General features: G+C 62.1%; 10 protein-coding genes and 1 pseudogene. 4 read left to right on the top strand and 7 right to left on the bottom strand.

Going from position 1 to position 10,556, the window contains the following annotated elements; genetic code table 11:
• From sphsw_RS20615 to sphsw_RS15620, 3 genes and pseudogenes are all read right to left on the bottom strand, one after another.
• Nucleotides 1–181, bottom strand: a pseudogene (locus tag sphsw_RS20615) (acyl-CoA thioesterase); the annotation flags it as partial.
• Between the two features lie 43 nt (nucleotides 182–224).
• A complete protein-coding gene (locus sphsw_RS15630) occupies nucleotides 225–1,316 on the bottom strand; it encodes an FUSC family protein (RefSeq protein WP_200874052.1) in 1,092 nt (363 codons plus the stop codon).
• 673 nt (nucleotides 1,317–1,989) lie between these two features.
• Nucleotides 1,990–2,937: an aromatic alcohol reductase gene (locus sphsw_RS15620; RefSeq protein ID WP_031441428.1), complete on the bottom strand. Its 948-nt coding sequence runs from the start codon at nucleotides 2,935–2,937 to the stop codon at nucleotides 1,990–1,992.
• A gap of 69 nt (nucleotides 2,938–3,006) precedes the next feature.
• On the opposite strand from sphsw_RS15620, the gene sphsw_RS15615 reads away from it, so the two are divergent.
• Entirely contained in the window at nucleotides 3,007–3,444 is a 438-nt protein-coding gene (locus tag sphsw_RS15615) for a winged helix-turn-helix transcriptional regulator (protein ID WP_031441427.1), read from the top strand.
• A gap of 708 nt (nucleotides 3,445–4,152) precedes the next feature.
• Here the strand turns inward: sphsw_RS15615 and arsH are convergent.
• Genes arsH through sphsw_RS15595 form a run of 4 tightly spaced genes read right to left on the bottom strand, consistent with a single transcriptional unit; the run spans nucleotide 4,153 to nucleotide 7,001 of the window.
• Entirely contained in the window at nucleotides 4,153–4,905 is a 753-nt protein-coding gene (gene arsH, locus sphsw_RS15610) for an arsenical resistance protein ArsH (RefSeq protein ID WP_031441426.1), read from the bottom strand.
• Nucleotides 4,906–4,942: 37 nt separating this feature from the next.
• Nucleotides 4,943–6,229 (bottom strand): arsenic transporter, encoded by a 1,287-nt coding sequence (locus sphsw_RS15605; RefSeq protein WP_031441425.1) that lies wholly within the window; start codon nucleotides 6,227–6,229, stop codon nucleotides 4,943–4,945.
• Nucleotides 6,229–6,657, bottom strand: coding sequence for an arsenate reductase (glutaredoxin) (gene arsC, locus sphsw_RS15600; protein ID WP_031441424.1), 429 nt, complete (start codon nucleotides 6,655–6,657; stop codon nucleotides 6,229–6,231). The genes sphsw_RS15605 and arsC overlap by 1 nt, the downstream gene beginning before the upstream one ends.
• Nucleotides 6,658–6,668: 11 nt before the next feature.
• On the bottom strand, nucleotides 6,669–7,001 hold the full coding sequence (locus sphsw_RS15595) for an ArsR/SmtB family transcription factor (RefSeq protein WP_031395703.1): 333 nt from the start codon (nucleotides 6,999–7,001) through the stop codon (nucleotides 6,669–6,671).
• Between the two features lie 445 nt (nucleotides 7,002–7,446).
• Between sphsw_RS15595 and sphsw_RS15590 the strand changes: the two genes are divergently transcribed.
• The 3 genes from sphsw_RS15590 to sphsw_RS15580 all read left to right on the top strand — a co-directional run bounded on the left by sphsw_RS15590 (nucleotide 7,447) and on the right by sphsw_RS15580 (nucleotide 10,358).
• Nucleotides 7,447–7,986 carry a hypothetical protein gene (locus sphsw_RS15590; protein WP_031441423.1) on the top strand — a complete coding sequence of 180 codons (540 nt, stop codon included), beginning with the start codon at nucleotides 7,447–7,449 and terminating at the stop codon, nucleotides 7,984–7,986.
• Between the two features lie 312 nt (nucleotides 7,987–8,298).
• Complete coding sequence (locus sphsw_RS15585) at nucleotides 8,299–9,435, top strand: hypothetical protein (RefSeq protein ID WP_031441422.1); 1,137 nt, start codon at nucleotides 8,299–8,301, stop codon at nucleotides 9,433–9,435.
• A 362-nt stretch (nucleotides 9,436–9,797) separates the two neighbouring features.
• On the top strand, nucleotides 9,798–10,358 hold the full coding sequence (locus tag sphsw_RS15580; protein WP_042467509.1) for a GDSL-type esterase/lipase family protein: 561 nt from the start codon (nucleotides 9,798–9,800) through the stop codon (nucleotides 10,356–10,358).
• Nucleotides 10,359–10,556: the final 198 nt, after the last annotated feature.

Genomic DNA, 10,556 nt, shown 5'->3' with positions numbered 1-10,556 from the left:
CGGGTGCATCGACCGAACGCTGCGCCGCCATCAGCGCCTGCGCCACGACCTGCCCGCCGAAAACGCGCGCGGTTGCGCCGGGTCGCTGGAGTCCGCGGAACAGGTCGGTATCGAGCGGTTCGAGGTCGAGCAGCGCGACCAGTTCGGCGGCGAGGTCGGGCGTCGATAAGGTTTCGGTCATCGCCGCCCGTACCGCGCGCGGGGCCAGCGGCAAAGTCGCGCGGTCAGCTTTGTTCGGCAGCGAGCACCTTGGTCGGGGCGATTTCGTCGACGCGACCGGCAAGGTCGAGCAGGTCGCGGTGAAGACGACCCGCGGCGAAGGCGAGCCCGAATACGCGGCCCGATGCGTCGAAATCCAGGGTCGCCGCCGCCTCGCTCCGTCGGAACAGATCGAGCGCGGTACCGAACATCCGATAACACGCTTCGACGTCGCCCCGATCGACCTTACCCCGCGTACGCAGCGCCTCCGAACACCGGCTCGCCAGCGCGGCATGCGCGGTCAGCATCGCCGCCGATGGCTTGGCGAGCGCTGCCATCGCAGCCGGGGGCAGCGGCTCGTCAAGTGCGCGACCGCTCAGCACCAAATCGTTGCGGATCCGCCAGAGCGTGCGCGGTACGGCGGCGGGGATACCGTGATCGGCGAGACGCGAGGCGCGTTCGCGGTCGGCGTCCTTCATCGCCAGCTCCACCGCGGCCAGCGCATGACGCAGCGCGGCGTGTTCGGGGGACGATGGCAGCGCCAGCCCGGTGGTCAACGCGTCGGCCTGCGCCCGCAGCATCCGTTCGATATGGCTCAGCACGGCAAGCGTGCGCGCGATCACCACGCCGTGCGATCGTGCCGGCAAGATCAGCATCGCGGCCAGCACACCGATCATGCCGCCCAGGCCGATCTCGATGATGCGATCCCGGACGAAGATCTCCACCGAAGAGCCCGGCGGCGCGCTGAGCAGCATGATTGCCGCGGTGACCGGCGCGATCCTCAACCGCGGCCGGACCGACGCGACGAGCGCGGCGATGCCAGTAACGGTGACGAGCACCAGCCCGAGTTCGAGCGTATCGGTTCGCCCGAAAGCCGCGCCGATGCCGCCCAGCACCGCGCCCAGCAAGGTTCCCAGCAACCGATCGGTCGCTGCGCCGAGCGTTCCCCCGATCGATGCCTGCATCACGATCAGCACGGTGAACACCGCCCAATAGCCTTCGTGCAGGCCGAGCGTCTTGTACGCCGCAAACGCTGCTGCAGTCGCGACGATCACGCGGACCGTCTGGCGCAGGCTGTCCGCATTCGCCTTGATCAACGCGCTCGGTCGGAGATCCAATGTCAGCGCTTTTCCCTCCAACTATCTGTAAATCAGTCCGTCGGCGGTAATGCTCGTACCTGCAATCGTAAATCGCCATGATTGGCTTAGTTACAGTTCGACTGGCTGATATTGCCGCCCTCCGGGCCAGGTCTTTGCCTCAGCCTTACGCTCGCGCAGGACGCCAATGATCTGATTCTCGGAACATCGGCCATGCCGCATCACTCCCCCTCCATCTGACGAGATAACTTGCCAATCGGATGAATTCTGAGGAGCGTGTCAAGGGAGATCACTGCACCAGATATACGTCGCTGGCCAGCGCAAGCTGCTCCGTACCGCTGGCATGATTGAAAGCTCAAGTCAGCGGCGAACATAAACGGATGTCCGAAGCTGGAACGGCAAAAGCCGCATCGGGATGACCGAATGTTGGTCTTGGCAGCCCTGCAATGCCCAACAGTTTTGCCCATTTCCGGACTTTTAGGCTGGCGATCCGGGCGCCAAATAACGGCCATTCGTTCAGCGCGATCTTTCCCGTTTCTCCGTCTCCGATTGGCCATCTTGGGAAAGGCCAATCGGGAACGGATCTTGGGACGTAAGCTGCCCTAAGCTGTCTGCGTGATCGCCGGGGCGGCTGTCCCACTCTAGGTTCGTCTTTGGGAAGGTCTCTACAGTCACCCCGCCTACATCATTTTTCTTATTGCACCCCTCGCAGATCGGCATCGATCAGGGCCGCAACGTCAGTGACGGGAAGACCCTGCCGATCATTGAACGTGCCTGCCTTCGGCCAGGACACACCGCGACCGATCGCGAAGGCGGCGCGGTATTTGCGCATCATGTTTTTCGGATCGTTCGCAAGCTCATCCATCAGGAAAGGCACGGTCCAAACCGACCGCTTGAAGGCCCGGCCCAGTGCCACCTCCAACTTGTCTGCGACCTCACCATAACTGACGGTGTCACCGGCCAGGAAGACGATCTCGTTGCGGATCGTCGGCTCGAAGAATACGATCTCGGCGGTCAGCACGCCGATGTCATCCGGCGTCGTCAGCGTCACAGCAGTATCAAGGCTGCCGAGCGCGTTAACTTCGCTATTTTCTAGATCGACGACACCAAAGTCCGGCTCGAACAGGTAGCTCATGAACATGCCCGTGGAGATGATGACCCACTTGGTCTTGTCCTGCGAGCGCAGCAGCTCGCGCACGTCGAGCTGCGCATCGAAGATGTCCTGCGGCCCGCCGCGGCCGATCGCCTCGAAGTCGACGCCGAACTGCCAGGGGAAATAGCGCGGGACGCCGGATTGCAGCGCCGCCTTGGCGAGCTTCATCGGCGTGTTAATCCCCGCTGCGTAGCCTGCGCAGCCGATCACCGTATCGTAGTCCGAGAAAAGCGATGCTAGCTCATCGATCGTGTCGTTCACTAGGTCGCCCAGTACGATCTCGATCCCGGCTTCGCGGACTTCGGCGATGTCACGCTGCTTGGAGGGATCGCCCGACTCCACGGCACTCTCGCGGAGAAGGACACTGATCCTGGCACCGTCGATGCCCTTGGCGCGACGCGCCAGATTGCGGAGGACGGGCATGCCAAGCTCGCCGGCACCCAGAACGAGGATATTGCGTGATTTCACATTGGAGACTGTATCGTTCATCGTTCTAACTCGTTTCACCGTGGATGCCGGTGATCTGGCAAGCCACGGGCAAGCGTGAAAGATGGGTACATGCGTGATACTGCCGTTCAATCTCTAAGCGAGGAGGACATCCTCCGATATTCGCAAACGGTTTGCGATGGCCTCCGGGACGATGACGACGGGGTGCGCCGTGAGGTGTTGGCCCATGCCGGTAACCGCTGGTCGCTTGGTGTCATCCATACGCTCGGCGTGTACGGCCAGCTTCGCCACGTGGAAATCGGCCGTCGGATGCACGGTATTACGCAGCGGATGCTGACGCGCACGCTGCGCCATCTGGAGCGCGATGGATTGGTGGTGCGTCACGACTTCGAGGAGGTGGTTCCTCATGTAGAATATGCTCTATCCGAAACCGGATTGAAGCTACTGGTCATGATGGTCCCCCTGTGGACGTGGATCGTCGAGAACGTCGACAGCTTTCGCGCATCACGAGAGTTGTTTGACCGGGAACACGCGGGAGAAGAACCCTGAAGGCGACATCGGCTTACAGGCTTAGCTTTCCAGAAATACCATCGTCTTTGGAAAAAGACCGCGCCCCGCTCTGTCTGCTATTGCAATAAACCGCTCCGTAAGCCTCCCGTCGACGCGCTTTCCTATGCTCGAACCGGCGACATTCTCGTAGTGTGGAAGCTCGACCGGCTTGGCCCTACCATGAAAGAACTTAGACGGTGTCTGAGCCTTCATCTCGGAAGCGCCATTGAAAAGTCAGCGAATTTAGACGCTGTCGGTGATCGGCCACAAATATCCAAGCTCGCTAAGCATTGATGTCGACTGGCTCAGTCGAAAAATAACTGAGATCAAATTATATCGTTTAAAGAGCCCTAATTGCTTCGCCACCTGGTGCAATAAGTCCGCTGCCAAATTGTTATTAAATGTGGCACTTTCCACCGTCTTGGCATTCTGGCCCTGAACGAGGCTAGGCCCTGATGATCAGTTTTGGCATCTTGGCTGTTGATGACTGCTGAATCAATCAGACGAAACCGAGTTCTGCAGCGGTTAAATCCTATCCCTGCAACCAACCCAACGACAGCCCCGCAGCGAAAGCTTCGGGGCTGTCGTCGTCATTATGCCAACGCATAGTGCGAACACGAAGACCAACTCGCCCCATGGATAGATGGTGGAAGCAGCGCTGGTCAAAGCCGGAGCGCCGGAGCGTGCCTGCCCGAACCGGGCATTCGTTCACCGTGATGGATGCGACGCCGTAGCTATGCTCGATAGATCGGTTGTCGGATCGAACGGCACGCCAGAAGCCTTCCGTTCCGAATACCGGTCGACGAGTTGGGCCGCGTGAGGGCGGAGCAGGACCGTGAAGCGAACCATCTCCTCCATCACGTCGACGATGCGATCATAGTAGCTGGACGGCTTCATCCGGCCGGCGTCGTCAAACTCTTCGAACGCCTTGGCGACGCTCGACTGGTTCGGAATCGTCACCATCCGCATCCAGCGGCCGAGGACGCGCAGCGTGTTCACGCTGTTGAACGACTGCGATCCGGCCGACACCTGCATGACGGCGAGCGTCCGGCCCTGCGTTGGTCGCATCCCGCCCATCGACAGCGGAAGGTGATCGACCTGCAGCTTCATGATGCCGGTGATCTGGCCGTGTCGCTCGGGGCTGCACCACACATGCCCCTCGGACCACAGCGACAGCTCGCGCAGTTCATGGACCGCCGGATGGTCGTCGCCAGCCATCTGATCGGGCAGCGGCAGGGTCGAGGGATCAAATATGCGCGTCTCGGCTCCGAAGAACCGTAGCAGGCGCGCGGCCTCCTCGACGCAAAGTCGGGAATATGACCGCTCGCGCAGCGAGCCGTAGAGCAGCAGGATGCGCGGGGGCGGGTCTCCCGCACCCAGTCCGATGGCGGGCCGGTCGAGCGTGTAGCGTCGATCGAGTGCGGGCAGATAGTCGGGGTCGGAAAGCGTGCGCAGGGGCATCAGGGGTATGTCCTGTCATTGGTTCGATTCCACGGCATCAGGCGGCACCGAGCCGCAGGGCGAGCGCGGCGAGCGTTACCAGCAGCACTGGGATCGTTAAGGTCGCGCCGATCCTGAAATAATAGCCCCAGCCGATGCGGATGCCCTTCTGCTCGAGGACGTGAAGCCACAGCAATGTGGCGAGCGAGCCGATCGGCGTGATCTTGGGGCCGAGGTCACAGCCGATCACGTTGGCGTAGATCATGGCGTCCTTGATCGCGCCCGTGGCGTGGGTCGCGTCGATCGACAGCGCGCCGACGAGCACGGTCGGCATGTTGTTCATGACCGACGACAGCAGCGCGGCGATGATGCCGGTGCCGAACGCCGCGCCCCACACACCGCCCTGGGCGGTGCGGTCGAGCAGACCGGCGAGGTGGTCGGTCAGGCCGGCGTTCCGCAGGCCGTAGACGACAAGGTACATGCCGAGCGAGAAGATCACGACCTGCCACGGCGCGCCGCGCAGCACCTTGCGCGTCTCGATGACGCGGCCGCGCCCGGCGACGACGAGCAGCAGCACCGCGCCGGCAGCGGCGACTGCACTGACCGGTATGCCGACAGGTTCGAGAAGGAAAAAGCCCGCCAGAAGGGCCGCAAGTACGACCCAACCGGCCCGGAATGTCGCCCGATCGCGGACGGCGTCGGCCGGCGCGCGGAGCTGCGCCACGTCGTAGTTTGCTGGGACGTCACGGCGGAAGTACAGCAGCAGCACGATCAGCGTCGCACCGATCGACGCGAGGTCGACCGGCACCATCACCGACGCATAGTCGGCGAACCCGATGCCGAAGAAGTCGGCCGACACGATGTTGACCAGGTTGGAGACGATCAGCGGCAGGCTTGCCGTGTCGGCGACGAAACCGGCCGCCATGACGAACGCCAGCGTCGCCCTGTCGCGGTAGCCGAGCGCCCGCAGCATGGCGATGACGATCGGGGTCAGGATCAGCGCCGCGCCGTCGTTCGCGAACAGCGCCGACACGGCCGCGCCGAGAAGGACAATCAGGACGAATAGCCTATGGCCATGTCCTCCCGCCCAGCGCGCGACGTGCAGCGCCGCCCATTCGAAGAAACCGGCCTCGTCCAACAGCAGGCTGACGATGATGATGGCGACGAACGTCGCGGTCGCGTTCCAGACGATACCCCACACCACCGGGACGTCGGAAAGCGAGACCACCCCGACGAGCAGCGCCACGACCGCCCCACCGAGCGCGCTCCACCCGATGCCGAGGCCCTTGGGCTGCCAGATGACGAGCGTGATCGTGGCGACGAAGATGGCGAGCGCGAGCAGCATCAAGCGACGCGCTGACCCAAGGCGTCCACCACCGCTTCGCCGTCTTCCTTGGCAAAGGCACCCAGTTGCGGCTCGGGAAGCAGACCGAGGACGGCTTCGGAAGGTCGGCACAGCTGCACGCCGAGCGGCGAGACGACCAGTGGCCGGTTGATGAGGATCGGATGCGCCATCATCGCGTCCACCAGTGCGTCGTCCGTCAGCGCCTCATCGCCAAGCCCCAACTCCGCATAGGGCGTCCCCTTCTCGCGCAGCAGTTCGCGAGGCGTCATACCGGCGCGGTCAATCAGCTGGACCAGCAAAGCGCGCGAGGGCGGGGTTTTCAGATATTCGATGACGTGCGGCTCGATGCCGGCATTACGGATCATCGCCAGCGTGTTGCGCGACGTGCCGCAGGCGGGGTTGTGGTAGATCACGATGTCGACGGCCATGACGCGTCCTTTCAGCAGCAGGGGGTGAGTTCGGCCAGAAGCGGCACGCACAGCTCGGGCGAGCCGGCGCAGCAGTCCTTGACCAGGAAGAGCGTGAGTGCGCGCAGGCCGTCCAGATCGGCGCGGTAGATGATCGACCGGCTCTGTCGCTCGGAGCGGACGATGCCGGCGCGCGCTAGGATGCCGAGATGCGCGGACATGGTGTTCTGCGGCACGTCGAGCCGGCGGGCGATTTCGCCCGCAGCCATTCCGTCCGGTTCGTGGCGCACCAGCAGCCGGAACACGTCGAGCCTTGTGCCCTGAGCGAGCGCGCCAAACGCAACGATAGCCGAATCATTATCCATAAATCCAGCATAGAGGATATGTTAGGCGGCAACAGCACGAACTTCCGACATGCCGGTTTTTGGAGACTGCCGACCGTTTTCGATGAGGGCGAGGGCGCAGCGCATCCCAGCCATCCACTTTGGATGCCCAATCGGACACCCCCGTGGCAATTCATACGCCCGAGAGCGGACATTCGCTCAGCCCGATGACGTCTGATCGTTCGTTTCCAGCGGTAACTTCCGAAAAGGTCTATCGAGAGAGTATTTCTTGAAAGCGGACTAACCCGGCGGATGTCAGTGCCAAAGGCGGGCTGTCCAACAGCGGGCTCCTGCTCCGGTAAACCGGCTCAGTGGGAACCGCCAAGATTTGCTAGCCGTCCAACATACACTATCCCTGCTGAACGGACTTGGCTGTTGATAAGCACTAGTGCTAATATCAACCGGCAGCTCAATAACGGAGACAAAGATGTTTGCCGTTGCTCTTATGTTTTCCGAGGCGGTGGCCGTCGCTTCCAACCCGCTCGAATCCGGCAACGTCGTCAGGAGCGTGCGGGAATCGATATGTGAACTGCGCGCACCCTCGATTGCCGATGACGCCATTGGTCTTCTGGCGCTGCCAGCGCCGAAGCAAAAGAACGAGATGGGGGTCTTGCTCCTGGTCAATTGTTCGAACCGAAAGATCATAAGCCTGCGGGACCCAAGTCGATCACGACGGCACGTGAACGAGTTTCCGTACGACCCGCGGGTCGTGACGAAATTGCGCCATGACCCGGGGCGCTACGAGATCCTCAACTTCAATGAGAGGGCCAACAATTCCGTTGGGGACCACACGACCCATTCAAAATCGACATATTGGACGGGGCCTTGCGAATATAAGGGGCTTCAACTGACAACCGCCGCCGCAGGCGACGATCCCAGCCGGCAAACGGTCGTCTTCGATCTCAACATCTGCAAGAACCAGATTCTCGCAATGCTCGAGCCCAACAAGGCGGGAATATCCCCGTAGGAAGACGCCAGAGAGCCGCCTGCAGAATACCATCGCGTGCCGCGATCAACGTCCTGCCCCGTACGTGGTTGGGCGAATGCCCCTCGTCAGGGCGGCGTCGCTGAAGTCATAGGGAGGCGGATGCGGTGGCGCAGTTAACACTCCACGTTCTGAAAACGTCCACCCGGCTTACCGCTCATCTATCGAGAGAGTCGGCATTCCTCTCCTGATCAGTCATTCGCTGCTGCAAAGATAAAAGTTTCGCAATACAGTCGCTGATGCGAGGTCAGGCTTGCAGCGGTGCAAGGTGTGACTCGAAGTGGAGGCCTGGTGATGATTGCTTTATTCCTCGCATTGTCGCTGCAGGCAGCCGCCCCCGATATCGTAATTTCTGGCAGGCAGCTTTCGGAAGCGTATGCAGCCTGCGTCGAGCAGGGCTGTCCGCCGTTGCGAGATGCACAAGCCTCGATCGCCTTTGCCGAGCAGCAATTCCGGGATGGTGCGTACCTCAAGGCGCGTCACACGCTTATGCGCGCCATATCTCGCAACAAGCGTCACGCTGCGACCGACCCGAAACCGGTGTCCGCATTGTATGAAGCGTATGCGACCGTCTCTTTGCACGACGGTGATCTGGATGCGTTCAAGAGCGCGGTCGGTGAGCAGGTTCGCACGCTGCGCGACAATCTGCCGGCCAATGACCCGGCCGTCGTTGCAGCCGCATTTGCGACCGGCGATATGTGGCTCGCGATGCGCAAGGGGCGTAGTGCCGAGATTTCGTACAAGGCGGTGGAGCGTCAGGCGTTAGCGGACGGAAACGCGGTGCTCGCCCTGCAGGCGACGTTGCGCCGCGTCAGACTGGCCAACGCACGGGGCGACACGGCCGGTGCGGCCAGGCTTATGGCCGAAGCAGAAGCCCGGCCGATCGCGGCGGATCCAAAGCTTCGCAACCTGCTGCAAGTTGTCCGGTTGCGCTTGGCGGCGGGGCAAAAGGACAACGCGCAGATTGACCAGCTGGTGCGTGCGATCGGCCGCGATGGCTCGACCCGCCCTGAGCTGGTATGGGCGCCGCCTTATCGACCTACGGCGCTGGCGGCTGCGCAAGACGAAGCGCGCAAGTTCGACTTGCGCAATCCGTTTCCTGCGAGATCGTCCGATGTCGATCCAATCCAATGGGTCGACATCGGATTCTGGATCCGACCCGACGGTAAGACGGACGAACCCGAAATCTTGCGCGGCTCGCGTTCGACGGGATGGGCAGGGTACCTCCTCAAGCAGGTTGCCGAACGACGCTACACCGGCTTTTCGACCAGCAGCACTGATCGGGGTGTGTACCGTGTCGAGCGGTTCACCTTACGCGGTACGTACCAGGTTCCAGTGGGGAGCCTGATTGCAAGGCGAGGCGACGCTGCAAGGTTGGAAGTGCTAGACTTGACGCAGCCAGATACATCCGGCTCGTCGAACCGCTCATAACGACAAATGTGAGACGGGCTCCGGCGGCGGCTGATGATGCAAAAGCTGCTTCGCTGGGGACGGCCATTTGGCGGGGCAGTTCGGGCATATTCATCGTTTGCCGTGCCACGTTGCAGGTACCACGCCACGTCATCCGCGCCGACGATCGCGTTTTGGTGTTAGGCCATCACCCCATCCAGGCCGAAGATGTTGGCAAAAGGTCGTCTGGAACTTCTGATGGTGTGATGGTGTGATGGTGGCCGAAATGCGTATCGGCCGTCTGTATCTCGTTGCAGACGAAGGAGCACTAGCGTCAAAGGAGCGGCGCGATGGTGACCGGACGCCTTACATTGCATCGAACGTGAACTATCTCACAGCGGCGCATGACACTCGACCGACCTTTGATTCTCGCAATCGGCGACAGCCTGATTGCCGGTTACGGCCTGCCCGCCGACGATAGCTTTCCCGGACAGCTCCAGGCATCGCTGCGGCGGGCATGTCCTTCTGCCCGCGTGGTGAATGCCGGGGTGTCGGGTGATACCACCGCTGATGTCCTACGACGCTTGCCCCGAATGCTCTCCGCGCTCGACCAGCGACCCGCACTTGCGATCGTCCAGGTGGGACCGAACGATGTCCTGCGGCAGGTGCCGGTGGGTCGTACTCGGGCGCAGCTCGAGCAGGTCCTGCTGAGCCTGGGTAATTGTGGCATTCCCGTGTTGTTGACGACCGTCGATCCCCCGATGTTCATCCGTGATCGGGCTGCTGCATATCTCGGCATCCACGCGGCGTTGGCGGCCGAACACGGCGCGACCGTCTGGCCGTTCTTTCCGCCGGGCGTATTGGGACATGCCGATATGGCGCTGGCGGACCGGGTGCATCCCAATGCCAAGGCGATTGCTGCGGTGGTCGCAGCGATGCTGCCGATCGTGGAGAGGATGCTGTAGTGCCCGCATTTGAGCGTAACCGCAGACGCGTTCGTATCTCGGCCCCAGGGGCGGGCGGATCATGGTGACGGATCCGAAGTGGCTGAGAGTGGCGCGCACGAAGCTCGGCACGAAGGAAGCTGCAGGATCAGCGAACAGCGCGACGATCCTCGGTTGGGCAAAGCGGCTTGGAACGCGGGTGTTGGGCATGGTCTACAA

This window comes from Sphingomonas sp. FUKUSWIS1 (genome assembly GCF_000733135.1).
Taxonomy (GTDB): domain Bacteria; phylum Pseudomonadota; class Alphaproteobacteria; order Sphingomonadales; family Sphingomonadaceae; genus Sphingomonas; species Sphingomonas aerolata.
Note: the sequence above shows the minus strand (reverse complement) of the source record. Positions and strands in the feature narration are given on the sequence as shown.